Raw genomic sequence first — 16,139 nt, 5'->3', positions numbered from 1 at the left:
TAATTTTTTGATTAAAAGATGAAGGAAAATAAGCCCGTAAATAATTCACCAATGAGTGTCAGACTTCCCATTATCATTGCTTTTACTTTGGTGATAGGTATGCTTGTTGGTGCCAATTTCTTTGGTGGTCAGTCGAGGATGAATAATGTTGCAAAAGGTATTGCAAAATATCGTGAAGTACTTTCTTTGGTTGAAACTAATTATGTAGATTCTGTCAGTACAGATTCTTTGGTAGAGTTTTCTATCAAAAAAATGTTAGAGAAATTAGACCCACATACTTCCTATTTTTCAACAGAAGATGTGGCAGCGGCACGTTCACAATTAGAATCGGGTTTTGATGGCATTGGTATTGAATTCAATGTTTTTAATGATACCGTTTATGTTGTTAATGCGATGGTGGGTGGTCCTTCGGATGCAGTGGGCATTAAAAGTGGTGACCGACTAATTAAAGCAGATGGTGTTTCACTGATTGGACAAAAAGTAAATTCAAGCTTGATATTTAGTAAACTCAGAGGACCAAGAGGAAGCGAAGTAAACCTAGAAATTGTAAGAAATGGCGAAAGTAAAGTCAGAACTTTTACGGTTACTCGTGATAGAATCCCTTCTTATTCAATCAATGCTGGGTTTATGATGGATAACCAAACGGGATATATCAAAGTTGACCGTTTTACAGAATCTACTTACGATGAATTTAAAAAAGTATTAACTTCTTTGAAATCGCAAGGTTTAAAAAGATTAGTACTTGATTTACGTGGAAACCCTGGAGGATATAAAGATCGTGCTGAGAAAATGGTTGATGAATTGTTATCAGACGATAGACTGATTGTTTACACAGATGGAAAAGGCACAAAGTTTGATTCACAAACTTTTACACGTCAAGAAGGCATTTTTGAAAAAGGAGCAGTGATTGTATTAGTAGATGAAAACAGTGCTTCGGCTTCTGAAATTGTAGCGGGAGCTTTACAAGATAATGACCGTGCTTTGATTGTCGGCAGACGTTCGTTTGGAAAAGGTTTGGTACAAATGCCAATTACTTTGCATGATGGTTCAGAATTAAGATTGACCATTTCGAGATATTATACACCAAGTGGTAGAAGTATTCAAAAACCATACGCTTTAGGAAAAGAAGAAGATTACGAAAAAGACTATGAACAACGAATAAAAAGCGGAGAGTTTTTTAGTTCTGACAGTATCAAATTTAATGAGAAACTAAAATATAAAACTGTTGCAGGTAGAATAGTTTATGGTGGCGGAGGCATCACGCCAGATGTATTTGTGGCAAGAGATACTACGTATTATTCTAAGTATTTAACCGAATTGTTTAGTAAGAATGTCATCAGAGAATATGCTTTGAATTATGCAAATAACAATTTGAAGACTTTGGATAAACTTAGTTTCAAGGATTTTTCAAAACAATTTGTTGTGACTGATGCCATGATGGCAGATTTACAAAAACTGGCAGCACAAGCAAAAATCAAATATTCAGCCAAAGATTATGAGCGTTCAGCCAATTATATCCGAGGACAAGTAAAAGCTTTAGTGGCTAGAAATATTTGGCAAAGAAAAACCAACAGAACCTTGAATAATGAATATTATCAAGTGTTGTTGTCTTTCGATGAAACACTGCAAAAAGCATTACAAAACTTTGAAAAAGCAGAAAAACTAGCTCGTGGTGAAATGGTTGAAACCCTGACGCATTCGGGTAAGCAGTAGTAAAATATTCAACATTTAATAAACCCATAAGTGAAGTATCATTCATTTATGGGTTTATTTTTTATAAAAGATGTTGTAAACAAATTCAAAATATTGTTGATATTACTTGACAGGTATAATATTTCTCAAGCATATTTGTTAATAGTTCGTGGACACCAAAGTCGTAGGCTTCCTTTCGTCCTTTAGTTTTCAAACAATCAGTTTTTTTATGTAAGGCTTTCATTAATTTTTCTACCAGTATTTTTTGTATTAAAAAACTCGCAAACCAAGAATGAAAAAAACAAAATGTTTAGCAGTGGCTATTACACTACTCCTAAAAATGAATCTTTCTATTGGGCAAGTAATTACTAGCTCAGATTCTTTAGCTAATCCCAAAGACTCCAGTTATGTGAAAGGAGTAAATGATGCTAAAATCTATTATTACAAGTATCGAGAGGCATCACAGCTAACATTAGTTACAACTATTTTAACAGGACCTTTGGGTTTAATTCCAGCTTATGCTACTGCTACCAAAAGACCTTCTATTCACAGACTAGGATTACCAGAGCCAGTATTGATGAGGAACACTAATTATAGAACGGGATATTATGAAACGGCATTTAGCATAAAGAAGCGTACAGTGTGGAGAAACTTTAAAATTGGAATAGCAATTTTTGTAATTCCAGCATATATTTTTTACGCAAAGAGTTAATAATATATTTTAGCACAATAAAAATCCCCTACAAACACGGTTTGCAGGGGATTTTTATTAAATACTTTCCGTACATGTCTTCACGTACAACAATTAGATTTAAGCGATTTCGTATCCTTTATCTTTCAAGATTCTATCCAATAATTTCTTATCGCTATCATTATTAAATACTGTGAATGGCAAGTAAATAAATTGATATTGACCCATATCTAAGATAAATGCTTCTTTGGTTTTTCTAGCATTTTTAATCATATCCCATTTAATAACGCCTCCTTCGGTATCATTCAATTTCATCAAAATCTGGCGACTATCAATTTCGTAACGATATTTACTAAAAAGCTGTTTGTATTGTTCTAATTGCGTAACACCTGTAAATTGAATTGCCCAGAAAATCAAATAAGCTAATGCTCCGATAATTGTTAAAACATAAATCCAGTAATTATGATAAACACCAGTAAGGTTTACGATTACATTGATAAAAATTAATGCTAAAGGCACAAATCCCCAATACCATTGATTTTTAATGAGTTGCATCATGTTTATTCCGATGAATTTATTTTTTTCAAGGGCAAACTTTTTGGTTTTGATTGCTAACGGATTTGATTGAATTGGTTGTTGTACTCGTCTTTGTTGTGACTGAGCGTATCCTTTTGCCATGTCTATAATAAAATTTGGTGATTCAGAACACAAAGGTACAAAAAATAAGGAAGTTTTGTAGTGAAGAGCTTTATCAGCATCAAATTAATGATTTCATTATAGAATTATTGGGCTATGATTCCTTTAAGCGCAAGATGAAATTATGGGTAAATTACCTTTAATGATTTGTTTTAGGTGCTTTTGAATGCTAATTTTAACATCTTAATGAAAAATATCCAAGACTTTTCAAGAATTGTAAATTATGGAACTTATCGAAAGCCAAATCCTGAGTCAGACACAAGTACTTCAAAAAATTAGAAGAATTGCTTTTGAAATTTATGAAAATAATTTTGAAGAGTCGGATATTGTCATTGCTGGAATCAGAGGGCAAGGTCATGCTTTCGCTAAATTGTTAGCATCTACACTTAGAGAGATTTCTCCTTTAGAAGCCAGTGCCGTATTGATTGATGTCGATAAAGATATTACTTACGAAAGTCCAGTAGAATTTGACTGCGACGAAAGATTTTTAGAGCGCAAAACCATCATCGTTGTTGACGACGTACTGAATAGTGGTAGAACATTAGCTTATTCATTATCTCCATTTTTAAGTATTCCCGTAAAACGCATTCAAGTAGCTGTAATTGTTGATAGAAATTATCGTCGTTTTCCTATCATGGCAGATTATGTGGGATATGAACTTTCAACAACTTTAAGTGAATATGTTTCTGTTGTGCTAGACGATGAAAACAGAATGGGTGTTTACCTTAAATAAACTTATAATTGGCTGATGATATTCATCAACCAATCTGCTTTGAAGAATAAGCCTAAAATTGGTAAAACCAAAAGTATTGCCAAGGCTAATTGTCCGATATTGAGTTTAAAAGTTTTGCCCTCTTCACTTTCTTTAAAGAACATCAAGAAAGGAATTTTTAAGTAGAAGAATAAAGAAATTACAGTATTTAGTAAGCCAAAAGCAAAAAGTAATAATAAGATTTGCTTTCCTGATAATTGGTAGGCTTCCCAAATTGCTGAAAATACATTGAGTTTCGCAAAGAAACCAGCAGTAGGAGGTAAACCTGCCAATGAAATCATCACGATTACAACCAATGTACCAAACAATGGATTGATTCTTCCTAAACCTTTAAAATTGTCGATAGAGAATTTTGAAGTATTTTCTGGAACATCATTGCCAGTTCTATTAGCGGCTAAATCAATCAACAAAAAGGCTGAAAAATTAGTAAACAAACTTACGATTAAGTAAAAAACTACACTTTTTACTCCCAATTCAGAAAGCGTTACCAAGCCAATCAACATAAAACCTGTATGAGCAATGGTTGAATAAGCCAATAATCTTTTGGTATCTTTTTGCCATAAAGCCGAGAAATTCCCGAAAGTAATACTTGCCAAAGCGATTACAGCTGTAAGTACTTGCAAGTCGTTCGGAACAGCAGAGTAAAAACGAATAATGACAAGAAAAGCTGCAATTTTTGGTGCTACAGCAAAGAAAGCGACAATCGGAGTGGGAGCAGATTGATACACATCGGGTGTCCAGATATGAAATGGACTCGCTGATATTTTAAATAAAAACCCACAAAGTGTTAGTACAATCGCAATGGTTGAGGCAATATTATCTGTTTGAGCAATCCCTCTTGAAAAGTCTGGCGAAGCAATGTTCAAAGTGCCCGTCATGCCATATAATAATGACATTCCATAAAGCATAACTGCCGAAGCAGCTGCACCAAATAAGATATATTTTAAACCACCTTCAGAAGCCTTTCTGGTTTTATTAAATGCTGTAAGAATATAGGATGAAATAGAAACGATTTCGATAGAAAGGTAAATCATTAATAAATTCACCGACATCGTCATTAGATTTAAACCAATCAACACACTAATTATCAAAGGGTAGAATTCGCCAGCGTATTTTCTTTTTGAAACATAAATATGTGCCAATAGAATAATGACAGAAAGTGTACAGAGTACTTTAAAGAAAATGGCTTTGCTATCTAATATCAGCATTTGTCCAAACAAAAATGTATCATTTGTATTTGAAAATTGTTGCACAATTTGATTCAGAGCAATTAAAACTGAAATTAAAGAGATACCCCACAACGTATTTTGATAAGCGTTTTCGTTAGTACTTTCAGATAAATCAAATTTTTGAGAAGTGTATTTATAAAGGAATAATTCAGCAATAATAAGGAGTAAAAAGACCGCCCCCAGAAAGACTTCTGGAGAAATGATGCTCAAACTATCAAGAATATGGGCAAGTAAATCGGGTAAGTATATTATTTTGGTCATTATTTTTCTTCGCAAGCGTGTTTTATTCTACTTTTGTTGTTATGTTTGAGTTTAACTTCAATTTTAGTAAAATTATGAATAAAACTAAATTCTACTGGTTGATTCAAATGTTCTGCTGGTCGATTGTCACACTTCTTTCTATCCAACACATTGAATTTACAGATTTCAGCCAATCTACCAAAACTATTTATTTAATCCTTTATTTTTTTTCAGGTCTAATTTCAAGTCACTTTTATAAAATTATTATCGGTCGATTCCATCCAGATGATATTACTCATCTTCAATATGCACTTTTCCCGATTGTAGGTGGTTTGTCAATAGGCTCTATTTATACCGTTCTTGATTATCAGTTATACAATTATCCAGATACTTCTTTTGGGGCTTTTGTGGTGATTTTCCTGAAAAATGTATGGAAAGTTTGGCCTTGGTTTATGTTTTTTCACTTGTTTCGTTTTCTTAGTATTTATCAAGATAGAAAGCAAAGAGAATCTCACACCGAAAATCTTTTAAAAATTTCAAAATTAGAAAGTCTTAAAAAACAGTTAAATCCTCATTTTTTATTCAATGCTTTGAATAGTATAAAGGCGTTGACGCTCATTGATAATGTTCAGGCTCGTGAATCTATCATTCAATTGTCTGATTTACTTAGACTTTCTTTGAACCTTGGCGAGCAACAAAAAGCAACATTGAGCGAAGAACTTCGTTTGGCTGAAAATTACCTTTCTCTTGAAAAACTTCGTTTTGATACTCGATTAGAATATGATTTCCAGATTCAAGAAGACATTGGAAATATCTTAATTATGCCAATGACTATCAATACGCTTTTAGAAAATGCTGTAAAACATGGAATCGGACAACTAAAATCTGGTGGACATATCAGCGTTATTGCCAAAACAGAAAATGGGTATATCATTTTAAGTGTTGAAAACTCTGGTATTTTTGACCCAAGACCTAAAAGTAATGAGGGCGGTATTGGATTAGAGAACCTTAAAAAACGCCTAGAATTACAATATGGCGATAATGCTTTTTTGAAAATTGTAAATACTCAAGGAAAAGTATCAGCCATTATTAAAATGCCTTATTAGTTAAAACAATTTCAACAGTTCTGAAATGGTAGCATTCGTCAAATCAAAAATGAGATGAGGAAAAATACCAAATACCAAAGCCAAGATTGCTAAAGGATAAAGCATTGTTTTTTCTCTGAAATTTAAGTCTTCTAAAGCTCCTTCAAATTGTCTTACCCAGTATTTTCCAAAGAAAATTCGTTGCAAAGTCCAAAGAAAATAACCAGCACCTAAAACCAAACCAAAGGCAGCGATTGCCGTTAACCATCTTGGAATTAATGGACTATTAAAACCGCCCATCAAAGTAAATATTTCGCCAATAAAACCAGAAAAAGCAGGCAAACCCAATGAGGCAAAAAAGGCAATTGCCGTCATGGCTGTGTAAAGAGGCATTTTATTCGCCAAACCTTGATAGCTATCAATGCGGCGGTCGTGTGTGCGGTCATACAAAACGCCCACCAATAAAAACAACATTGCCGAAAGTACTCCATGCGAAAACATTTGATATACCGCTCCATTGATACCTTCGCTAGTTAATGAGCCAATTCCTAATAGTACAAAACCCATGTGCGAAACCGAAGAGTAAGCAATCATTTTCTTCAAATCGTTCATGGCTAAGGCGTTGAATGCTCCGTAAATAATAGATAATACGCCAAAGGCAACAATCACAAAAGCGTATTCTGTAGCTACTTCTGGAAAAATTGGATAAGCGATTCTTAAAAATCCATAGCCACCTATTTTCAACAAAATACCTGCAAGTACAACTGAAACTGGCGTTGGTGCTTCCACGTGAGCATCTGGTAACCAAGTATGCACTGGCACGGCTGGTAATTTAATACCAAAGCCAATCATCAATAAAATAAAAGCTAAAGCACGAGCCGAAAAACTGAAAATCTGTATTTCAGATAAAATATTCAACCAAGAATCAGGAAGAAAATTTCCCGCATCTGGCATAAATCGTAAATCGAAAGTATGTACAATTTGTTCTGAAGGAATTTTTAGGTCTTTCAATAAGTTTTGTACTTCTGTAATAATTTGTGGCGTGATTTCCGAAACATCATTAATTAAACCAATTCTGACTGCCGTTTCTACAGGGTCAACTACAGAAAGATAAAGGGCAATCATCACAATTAAGATGAAAATTGACCCAAATAAAGTATAAAGGAAAAACTTAATAGAAGCATATTCTTTTCTTGGTCCACCCCAAATACCAATCAAAAAGTACATTGGTAAAAGCATGAATTCAAAGAAAAGGTAGAACAAAAACATATCTAAAGCCATAAAACAGCCAATCACTGAACCTGTTAATAACAAGTAAAGCGAAAAATAGCCTTTCTCCTTTTGCTCAATTTGGAAAGAGGAAATCGCTCCAACAAACATCACAATGCCCGTTAATAAAACCATAGGCATACTGATGCCATCTATACCCAAAAGGTAATCGATAGAACCGACACCCAAATTTCCCAATGGTAGCGTTATCCAATCCAATTGTTCAAGGAATTGATAATCGGCAACATCGTGGTTGAAATTTTGGTATAAGTAAATACAAATCGCTAATTCTATCGCTGTAACGCCTAGCGTAAACCATTTGAAATAAGCTTTGAATTGGTCTGGAGAAAAAGCCACAACCAACGAAGCAATCAATGGTAAAAATATAAGTACTGATAAAATGGGCATAATGATATAAGAAAAATTGTGTTCGATAGAGTGTCAAACGCAATATCAAGATGAAAAAACGATAAAAATAACCAATGCAATCAAGCCTAAAAACGACATGGCTACATAAAGCTGTACTTTACCCGCTTGCACTGAACGAGTAACTTTCCCGATTAGTCCAGCAAAAAATGCCATCGTATTCGGAATGCCATCAATAAATTTGGCATCAAACCAAGCAATCATACTGGCAATTAATACTTGTAATTTAGCAAATACATTTACGAATCGGTCAAGATAATCTTTATCCAATCCTTGTAGTAAATCTGATGCTTTCAATACTGGATTAACAAAGGCTTTTTGATAAAGAGCATCTAAAGTCGGAACTGTAAAATCAAATACTTTATTTCTGGATAAATATCCTAAAGCAATTCCTGCCACAGCCAAAGCAGTAGAAAGATAAGCTACCCAATGATTTTCGCCTGATTTTTCTACCATTTCAGGTTTCATAAATTCCCAAAACCAAGTGCTCTCAGCATTGAGTGGATTGAACGTGAATATAAAACCAATGGATAAAATCGCTAATAAACCGATGGGGAAAGTGATTTTCCAAGAACCTTCATGAATGGCAAATACATCTGCTTTTTCATTTCTGAATTCACCAAAGAAAACCATCCAAACCTGACGAGTCATATAAAATGCAGACAATAGAATACCGATGAAAAACACCACGCTGATAAGATGTAAAGCCATACTTTGATGTTGTTCTGCTTGTGCAATTACTTGTGCAAGAATAGAATCTTTCGATAAAAATCCTGAAAAGAATGGAATTCCCGCCAAAGCCAACGAACAAACGATATAACAAACAAAAGTAAAAGGCATTCTTTTCCGTAAACCGCCCATCAGGCGCATGTCTTGTGCATCAAAACCGTGTCCAGCATGATGCAAAGCGTGAATAATAGAACCCGCACTTAAAAATAATCCAGCTTTAAAGAAAGCATGTGTTAATAAATGAAAAATAGAAGCATCAGAACCCAAACCAACGACCATCAAACCTACTTGTGAAATAGTAGAATAGGCTAAAGTCTTTTTAATATCTGTTTGAAAAATCGCATAAACCGAACCCATCAGCATGGTAATACAACCTACAGAAGCCACAATCACAGATTCATCAAAACCTAATAATGGATGAATACGAGCCAATAGATAAACCCCAGCAACAACCATTGTGGCGGCGTGAATCAATGCCGAAACTGGCGTTGGTCCTTCCATCGCATCGGGCAACCAAGTATGCAATGGAAATTGTGCCGATTTACCAACACATCCACAGAAAAGTAATAAGCCTGCTACTGGAATTAAGGAAGTATCTGGAACATTCGCCATTTCGCTACTGAAAGACAGAAAATTGCTATGACCAAATAAATAATATGCTAGAAAAATCCCCAGTAAAAAACCAACATCACCCACACGATTCACTAAAAATGCCTTTTTAGAAGCATTAACTGCTTCTGGTTTTTGATACCAGAAGCCAATCAGCAAGTAAGAACTTAAACCTACCAATTCCCAGAAGGCATACATTACCAATAAATTATCGGTCAAAACTATGCCAAGCATTGAGAATACGAAAAGACTTAAAAAACCAACATAACGATATTGGTCGGGTTCTTCTTCCATATACTCTAATGAGAAAATCTGTACCAGTAAAGCAATGAAGTTTACCAATACCAACATCATCAACGTAAGTGAATCTGTTAAGAAGCCAAAAGAGTAAGTTTCTTTTCCGAGTAAAAACCAATTGAAAACCAAATGTGGATTGGCAACATGCAGATTTTGACGAAGAAGTATGATTGAAAAAATAAGGTTTAGTCCTGTTAAAGCGATACTTAGCCAAGCGGCCAAAGCATTATATTTTTTACCCAACAGAATTGGCATAATAAACCCTGCGAGTGGGGTTAGTAAAATGAGCCAAATCAAAGTGGAAGGATTCATAAAGCTTAATCACGAAGGTTTTTATACTCCTTCGTAGAGATTTTCTTGGAAAATTTCAATTTTTGTGCAAATATACGGGGCAAAATGTATTTACTCCTAATCGAATTTAGATAAAACCCACTAAGTTTGTGGAGTAATCTCTTAATATTCAATATTTCTTTGCAATTAATAGCATTTCCTTGCTTTATTTTATATTCTTAATTAACCAAATACTTTAATACGATGGATAACGCAAAAACAGTAAACTATTCAAGAACGACCATTACAGAGTTAATGATTCCGTCTTACGCAAATTTTGGAGGAAAAATTCACGGAGGAATTTTATTATCATTAATGGATAAGGTTGCTTATGTATGTGCTGCCAAGCATTCAGGCACGTATGTGGTTACGGTATCAGTAGATAATGTTGAATTTAAACAGCCAGTAGAAGTAGGTGAATTGGTTTCGCTACATGCTTCGGTCAATTATGTTGGGAATAGTTCTTTGATTGTAGGTATTAAAGTAGTGGCTGAGAATATCAAAACGGCGAGTGTAAAACATACAAATACTTCTTATTTTACGATGGTTGCCAAAGATGATCATGGAAAATTGACGGCTGTACCGCCACTAATTTTAGAAAGTGATGAAGACATCCGTAGATTTTTGGAAGCACTGAAACGTAAAGAAATTAAGAGTTCATACAAAGAGCTATTGCATGATGCCAAAACTTGTATGGAAATTGATGAAAACTTACATTTATTAGATGCCGAACGTTGTATTGTGAAGCGTGAAAAAGATATGCAAAGCGAGTGGATATAAATTAATAATTAGGTGTTTGGAATCATTTTGAAGCCAAGATAAAATGGAGTACTTTTACAAAATTGATTCCAAGATTTATCCTAATCTACTGATTCCAATCTCTCTAATTGAGTATTCATGATGAAAATATTAAGAGTTATCCTCATTATCCTAGCAATTTTAGCTTCTCTAGCAGTTTTTTTTAGATTTTATTACACCAAATCGTTTAGTCCATCTTCAACGGCAGAATACGAAAAAAATGGCTTGAGTATTACCGTAGATTATTGTCAACCTTCAAAAAAAGGTAGATTGATTTTCGGAACAGATACAGAAAAGGCCCTTGTTCCTTATGGGAAATGGTGGAGAACAGGAGCGAACGAAGCAACAGTTATTAAATTTTCAAAAGATGTAACAATTGCGGGGAAATTACTCAAAGCAGGTACTTATACGCTCTTTACGATTCCAGAAAAAGGAGATTGGACAATCATTTTCAATGCAGAAGTTGGGCAATGGGGTTTATCTTATGATGAAAAGAAAGATGTTTTGAAAGTACCAGCCCCATCTACTCAAACAACAGATAGCGCAGAAAAATTTACCATTGATTTCAATGAAAAAGAAGTAGGCGTTGATATGATTTTACATTGGGACACAACAGTAGTCACGGTTCCGATTCAGTAATTACATTTTGTATCGAAATCAAAAAAAAATAAACATTTTGCGGTTTTCTTCGGTTTTGACATACTTGAAGTATCTCACGAGATACTTCAAGTATGTCGAGAGATACTAAATCCCGCAAAATACCGCAAGAAAGTATCTCGTGATATACTTCAAGTATCTCGTGAGATATAAATTACCGCAGAATACCGCAAAAAAGAGTCTCTCAATATACTTGAAGTATGTCGGGAGACTCTTTTTATATCAATAGCTATGTTAAAAACACTCCCTCATCAATAGTAAATAATAGTAGATGAAATATTTTATCTTTCAACTCAAACACTTCACCCCCTATTTTTTCAGCTTCAACCAATTTCTAAACTTATTCAGTTGAATTTTTTTAGTAATTTAAATCATGGATAAAAATGAAAAATGGATATGTTGGTATAGCTCGCTATTGATTGCCTTGCTTGTTAACGCTACTCGTTTGTTGGCTTTGAGGGAGAAAGGTATTATTGCTCGCTACTGGCAATTTGATTTTGCCGAATACAGTTTCCAATTATTGTATAATTTGGCATTTTGTGGATTACTTTTTTACCTTAATCTAAATCCTTACCGAAGTTTTGTACAAATTCGTGAGCAAAAGAAATATGGTTTGTATTACCTGCTCAATGCTTTTGTGGTGCTTTTGGCTATTATGAGTGGAACATGGATCCAGTCGTATTTATTTGCTGAAAATCATCTGAATGGTGTTGTGCGTGCTGGTTATATAGCTCGTTTTGGATTGAGTACATTACTTGTTGCCATTATTGTTAAGATAATTTTATTGCTCCGAGAAAGTAAACGCAAAGACAATGAACATGAGCAATTGAAAAGCCTTTACTTGGAAGCTCAGTTGGAGTTATTGAAAGAACAACTCAATCCACATTTATTATTCAATTCGCTCAGTAGTTTATCGGGCATCGTTAGGGAAAACCCCAAATTGGCACAATTTTATATTGTTCATCTTTCCAAAGTATTTCGTCATGCCTTGGTGCGTGCTGGAACAAGTTTGGTTACGGTGGAAGAAGAACTTAATTCGCTAAAATCTTACGAACAACTTATCAAAATGCGTTTTGAAAATGCTTTTAGCCTATCAATCAATCTGGATGAACCATTTTACTCAGCAATGATTCCGCATTTATCTTTACAGCCTTTATTGGAAAATGCAGCCAAACATAATATTGCCACGCTTGAAAAACCTTTGTCTATTCGCATTTATACGGAAGAAAAATGGCTAATTGTTAGTAATAATTTGCAAGAAATAACAACGCCCGAAAGTAGTACTGGTATAGGTTTGGTTAATCTGAATGAGCGTTTTAGATTACTTTTCAATGCTGACATTGAGATTGAAAAAACAGAAGAATCCTTTACCGTTAAATTGCCTATCAAAATATGAAAGAATTACGCTTAGTATTGGTAGAAGATGAGGTCGTCACTGCCCGAAATTTGGAATATGTATTGAAAAGTCTAAACGAAAATATCAGTATTTTAGCGATACTTCAAAGTGTGAGCGAAGCGGTGAATTGGTTCGAGAACAATCAAACATCTTATGATTTAGTTTTTATGGACATCAGGTTGGCGGATGGTTTATCGTTCGACATCTTTAAAAAAGTAAACATCAATCGTCCAGTTATTTTTGTGACCGCCTATAATGATTACGCCATTCAAGCATTTAAAAATAATGGCATTGATTATATCCTGAAACCATTTGACGAACAGGAAATTGAGCAAGCTTTAGCTAAGTTTGAAAACCTAACAAAACCTTCTGAACAGGAATTGGACGGGAAAAAGTTAGCCCAATTATTGGATAATGTAAATGCGGGACTAAAATCCTATAAAAAATCTTTCCTTGTTCATTATCGAGATAAGTTAGTGCCTTTGGAAACGGCTAAAATCGCTTGGTTTTATACCAGTAACGAAATCGTACATGCTCATACTTTAGATGATAAACAGTACATCATGGAGTTTACGATGGAGCAATTAGAACAGCAAATCGACCCAGCATTATTTTTCAGGGCGAATCGTCAATTTATTGTCAATCGCATGGCTATTCTTGAAATTGAATTTTACTTCAATGGTCGCCTTTCTGTAAAAGTAAAACCCGAACCCACAGAACACATCTTGATTAGTAAAGCAAGAGTCCCAGCCTTTAAAAGTTGGATGAATAATTAAGCTAAGTCTGGTATTAAAACACTTCATCCCTCAGTTTTTCAGTTTCACCTGTTTTTCGCCAATATGTATTCTTTTTCTTAGCCAAATTTACATCGTATTTAATCCTAAGAAGATGAAACATCCAATAGAACCTTTTCGCATTTACATACTTCTATTTATTTTTCTGTTGATAAGTGCAGAGATTATTTGGAGTTGGAAAAAACAAAAAGCGGCTTATGAACTAAAGGAAACCCTTGCCAATATGACGATATTCATGGGTTTTCAGTTTTCAAAATACTTGTTTGCGGGTTATCAGCTAAGTACTTTGAGCTTTTTTGCAGAACATTCTTTTGCGACGTTGCCACACACGTTGATTATTTTTCTGCTGACTTTTTTCGTCACAGATTTTATTTATTACTGGTTTCATCGGGCATCACATCTTTGGAAACCACTTTGGGCATTTCACCAAGTACATCATTCAGCCATGCGAATGAACCTCACAGCAGCTTATCGGCTCAATTGGTTTTCGGCAATTGTTAGTCCACTGTTTTTTGTACCAGCCGCATTGTTGGGATTACCAGCCGACTTTATCGTACTCACTTATGCCTTAAATCTTGTTTATCAATTCTTTCTACATACCGAAGTTGTAGGGAAATTGGGAGTTGTTGAAAAGGTTTTAGATACGCCTTCTTCACATCGGGTGCATCACGGTAGTAACCCCATGTATATTGATAAAAATTTTGGAGGAGTACTGATTATTTGGGATAGACTTTTTGGTACTTATCAACCAGAAACCGAGAAAGTACAGTACGGTTTAACCACAGGATTTTTAAGTTATAATCCCTTCAAATTAGTATTACAAGGTTTTGTAGATTACTTCAAAACAATAAAATTAAATAAAGTAGAATAGTAGAAAATGTTTAATCTCTAAATCAATTACTCACAATTCATTCAATTAAAATAAACTATCAAAATCATGAAAAACAGAAAAAACTTCAAAAGCTTATTAACAGTATTTACGCTGTTATTCTTACTAATCTCTAACATGCCATTTGCCCAAAATGCTGGAAAACTAAAAGGGAGTACAGTCGAAGAAAGAGCCAGTTTTCAGACAGAATGGATGAAAGAAAAACTTCATCTTGATTCTGTTCAAGTACAAAAAGTAAAGGATATTAACCTAAAATATGCCTTGAAAAACGAACCAATTATGAAAAGTAGCGATGGTAAATTGGCTAAGTTTCGCCAATTAAAATCCAATCAAAATGAAAAAGAAGCTGAACTTAAACGAGTATTTAGCAAAGAGCAATTCAAGCAATACGAAGTAATTAAAGGCGAATTACAAGATAAAATGAAGGAAAAAATGCGTAATCAATAAGCTTACAGCAATTAAATTATTCAATAAAACCTCTTCTATTAATCCAAAAAAATGAAAACAATCCTATTTTTAATCAACCTGATGGTAATATTATCTTGTTCAAAAGTTGAAGAAACCAACGTTACCGAGCCAATTGATGATGATTTGCAAGGACCAATTTCACGCCCAACATCAGGTTATGGTGCTGATGGAACTTACAAAGTAGCAGAAATTAGTTTTCCTAATCCCTTGTATGCTGGTACTTCCGTGAGTATTTTTTATCCAGATGGAGTAAATTCTGCCAGACCAACTATTTTTTATTCACATCCTTATGGCGGAGAAGAAAAAGAATATAACAGAGGACTTTTTGAATTTATAGCCAAGAAAGGATACGTTGTAGTATTTGTCCCTTATCCAACAACGGGTGTAAGTATCGATGAACGTTATAATACTTTGTGGCAAGGTTTCAGTAAAGCAGTTGCAGATTATCCACAAATTATTGATACTAAGAAAGTTGGTTTTATGGGACATTCCTTTGGCGGTGGGGCTTCAATTGGTTTAAGTTATAAAGCTTTTACCGAAAATGGTTGGGGACAAGATGGTCGTTTCCTATTCACAATGGCACCTTGGTATAATTTTCAGATTACGCCACAACAATTACAAAGTTTTCCAGCCAATACTAAAATGATTACTCAAGTGTATGATGAAGATGTTTTTAATGACCATCGTATGGCGATTGATATTTTCAAACATATTAATATTGCCGATACAGAAAAGGATTTTATCTATATAAAACCCTCAACAATTGCTGGTTATACCTATCATACTTATCATAATTTGCCAAACACCAGAAGTGCTTACGATGCACTTGATTATTATGGCGTTTATCGTTTGTTGGATGCCTTGATAGACTATAGTTTTAATAATAATCAAGCAGCTAAAAATATAGCATTGGGCAACGGTTCTACGGAGCAAGTAAAAATGCCCATTTACAAAGGAGAAGTAATGACAGCTTTAGAAGTAACTGATAACCCCAGTCCGAAATACAACCAAAGCAAATACGAGTTTCGTTGTGGAAGTGTTGAAAACCCAAGAATATTAAATTGTAATTGAT

At 34.3% G+C, this 16,139-nt stretch carries 15 protein-coding genes; 11 read left to right on the top strand and 4 right to left on the bottom strand.

The window, feature by feature from the left end:
* Positions 1–51: 51 nt before the first annotated feature.
* Together VB798_RS06480 and VB798_RS06475 are read left to right on the top strand one after the other, a co-directional pair.
* The gene (locus tag VB798_RS06480; RefSeq protein WP_323257158.1) at positions 52–1,713 is read left to right on the top strand and encodes a S41 family peptidase; all 1,662 of its coding nucleotides are present in this window, start codon (positions 52–54) and stop codon (positions 1,711–1,713) included.
* Between the two features lie 271 nt (positions 1,714–1,984).
* Positions 1,985–2,404 (top strand): hypothetical protein, encoded by a 420-nt coding sequence (locus VB798_RS06475; RefSeq protein ID WP_323257156.1) that lies wholly within the window; start codon positions 1,985–1,987, stop codon positions 2,402–2,404.
* A gap of 99 nt (positions 2,405–2,503) precedes the next feature.
* Here the strand turns inward: VB798_RS06475 and VB798_RS06470 are convergent, their stop codons facing one another.
* Positions 2,504–3,061 carry a YcxB family protein gene (locus tag VB798_RS06470; RefSeq protein ID WP_323257154.1) on the bottom strand — a complete coding sequence of 186 codons (558 nt, stop codon included), beginning with the start codon at positions 3,059–3,061 and terminating at the stop codon, positions 2,504–2,506.
* A 241-nt stretch (positions 3,062–3,302) separates the two neighbouring features.
* Here VB798_RS06470 and VB798_RS06465 point away from each other — a divergent pair, with 241 nt between their 5' ends.
* Positions 3,303–3,812 (top strand): phosphoribosyltransferase family protein, encoded by a 510-nt coding sequence (locus VB798_RS06465; RefSeq protein WP_323257152.1) that lies wholly within the window; start codon positions 3,303–3,305, stop codon positions 3,810–3,812.
* 2 nt (positions 3,813–3,814) lie between these two features.
* Here the strand turns inward: VB798_RS06465 and VB798_RS06460 are convergent, their stop codons facing one another.
* The gene (locus VB798_RS06460; RefSeq protein WP_323257150.1) at positions 3,815–5,341 is read right to left on the bottom strand and encodes an NADH-quinone oxidoreductase subunit N; all 1,527 of its coding nucleotides are present in this window, start codon (positions 5,339–5,341) and stop codon (positions 3,815–3,817) included.
* A 74-nt stretch (positions 5,342–5,415) separates the two neighbouring features.
* On the opposite strand from VB798_RS06460, the gene VB798_RS06455 reads away from it, so the two are divergent.
* Entirely contained in the window at positions 5,416–6,426 is a 1,011-nt protein-coding gene (locus VB798_RS06455; protein ID WP_323257148.1) for a sensor histidine kinase, read from the top strand.
* On the opposite strand, the gene VB798_RS06450 is transcribed toward VB798_RS06455, so the two are convergent.
* Positions 6,427–8,082, bottom strand: a complete 1,656-nt coding sequence (locus VB798_RS06450; protein WP_323257146.1) for a complex I subunit 4 family protein — start codon at positions 8,080–8,082, stop codon at positions 6,427–6,429.
* A gap of 45 nt (positions 8,083–8,127) precedes the next feature.
* Positions 8,128–10,047 carry an NADH-quinone oxidoreductase subunit L gene (gene nuoL / locus VB798_RS06445; protein WP_323257144.1) on the bottom strand — a complete coding sequence of 640 codons (1,920 nt, stop codon included), beginning with the start codon at positions 10,045–10,047 and terminating at the stop codon, positions 8,128–8,130.
* A gap of 222 nt (positions 10,048–10,269) precedes the next feature.
* On the opposite strand from nuoL, the gene VB798_RS06440 reads away from it, so the two are divergent.
* The 7 genes from VB798_RS06440 (at position 10,270) to VB798_RS06410 (ending at position 16,138) form a co-directional block, all read left to right on the top strand.
* The gene (locus VB798_RS06440) at positions 10,270–10,845 is read left to right on the top strand and encodes an acyl-CoA thioesterase (RefSeq protein ID WP_184128325.1); all 576 of its coding nucleotides are present in this window, start codon (positions 10,270–10,272) and stop codon (positions 10,843–10,845) included.
* Positions 10,846–10,962: 117 nt separating this feature from the next.
* Positions 10,963–11,502, top strand: coding sequence for a DUF2911 domain-containing protein (locus VB798_RS06435; protein WP_323257142.1), 540 nt, complete (start codon positions 10,963–10,965; stop codon positions 11,500–11,502).
* A gap of 391 nt (positions 11,503–11,893) precedes the next feature.
* The gene (locus VB798_RS06430) at positions 11,894–12,916 is read left to right on the top strand and encodes a sensor histidine kinase (RefSeq protein WP_323257140.1); all 1,023 of its coding nucleotides are present in this window, start codon (positions 11,894–11,896) and stop codon (positions 12,914–12,916) included.
* Positions 12,913–13,692 carry a LytR/AlgR family response regulator transcription factor gene (locus tag VB798_RS06425; protein WP_323257138.1) on the top strand — a complete coding sequence of 260 codons (780 nt, stop codon included), beginning with the start codon at positions 12,913–12,915 and terminating at the stop codon, positions 13,690–13,692. The genes VB798_RS06430 and VB798_RS06425 overlap by 4 nt, the downstream gene beginning before the upstream one ends.
* A 112-nt stretch (positions 13,693–13,804) precedes the next feature.
* Complete coding sequence (locus tag VB798_RS06420; RefSeq protein WP_323257136.1) at positions 13,805–14,581, top strand: sterol desaturase family protein; 777 nt, start codon at positions 13,805–13,807, stop codon at positions 14,579–14,581.
* Between the two features lie 66 nt (positions 14,582–14,647).
* A complete protein-coding gene (locus VB798_RS06415; protein ID WP_323257134.1) occupies positions 14,648–15,046 on the top strand; it encodes a hypothetical protein in 399 nt (132 codons plus the stop codon).
* Between the two features lie 51 nt (positions 15,047–15,097).
* A complete protein-coding gene (locus tag VB798_RS06410; protein WP_323257132.1) occupies positions 15,098–16,138 on the top strand; it encodes an alpha/beta hydrolase family protein in 1,041 nt (346 codons plus the stop codon).
* The last annotated feature ends 1 nt before the right edge of the window (position 16,139 follow it).

Origin of the sequence: Arcicella lustrica, from assembly GCF_034930985.1 — a bacterium.
GTDB lineage: Bacteria > Bacteroidota > Bacteroidia > Cytophagales > Spirosomataceae > Arcicella > Arcicella lustrica.
This window is presented reverse-complemented; position numbering and strand designations above follow the sequence as displayed.

Coding starts and splice junctions, on each gene's coding strand:
- VB798_RS06465 (WP_323257152.1), top strand. CDS start 3,303: ATGGAACTTATCGAAAGCCAAATCCTGAGTCAGACACAAGTACTTCAA.
- VB798_RS06435 (WP_323257142.1), top strand. CDS start 10,963: ATGATGAAAATATTAAGAGTTATCCTCATTATCCTAGCAATTTTAGCT.
- VB798_RS06475 (WP_323257156.1), top strand. CDS start 1,985: ATGAAAAAAACAAAATGTTTAGCAGTGGCTATTACACTACTCCTAAAA.
- nuoL (WP_323257144.1), bottom strand. CDS start 10,047: ATGAATCCTTCCACTTTGATTTGGCTCATTTTACTAACCCCACTCGCA.
- VB798_RS06430 (WP_323257140.1), top strand. CDS start 11,894: ATGGATAAAAATGAAAAATGGATATGTTGGTATAGCTCGCTATTGATT.
- VB798_RS06425 (WP_323257138.1), top strand. CDS start 12,913: ATGAAAGAATTACGCTTAGTATTGGTAGAAGATGAGGTCGTCACTGCC.
- VB798_RS06455 (WP_323257148.1), top strand. CDS start 5,416: ATGAATAAAACTAAATTCTACTGGTTGATTCAAATGTTCTGCTGGTCG.
- VB798_RS06440 (WP_184128325.1), top strand. CDS start 10,270: ATGGATAACGCAAAAACAGTAAACTATTCAAGAACGACCATTACAGAG.
- VB798_RS06410 (WP_323257132.1), top strand. CDS start 15,098: ATGAAAACAATCCTATTTTTAATCAACCTGATGGTAATATTATCTTGT.
- VB798_RS06480 (WP_323257158.1), top strand. CDS start 52: ATGAGTGTCAGACTTCCCATTATCATTGCTTTTACTTTGGTGATAGGT.
- VB798_RS06415 (WP_323257134.1), top strand. CDS start 14,648: ATGAAAAACAGAAAAAACTTCAAAAGCTTATTAACAGTATTTACGCTG.
- VB798_RS06420 (WP_323257136.1), top strand. CDS start 13,805: ATGAAACATCCAATAGAACCTTTTCGCATTTACATACTTCTATTTATT.
- VB798_RS06460 (WP_323257150.1), bottom strand. CDS start 5,341: ATGACCAAAATAATATACTTACCCGATTTACTTGCCCATATTCTTGAT.
- VB798_RS06470 (WP_323257154.1), bottom strand. CDS start 3,061: ATGGCAAAAGGATACGCTCAGTCACAACAAAGACGAGTACAACAACCA.
- VB798_RS06450 (WP_323257146.1), bottom strand. CDS start 8,082: ATGCCCATTTTATCAGTACTTATATTTTTACCATTGATTGCTTCGTTG.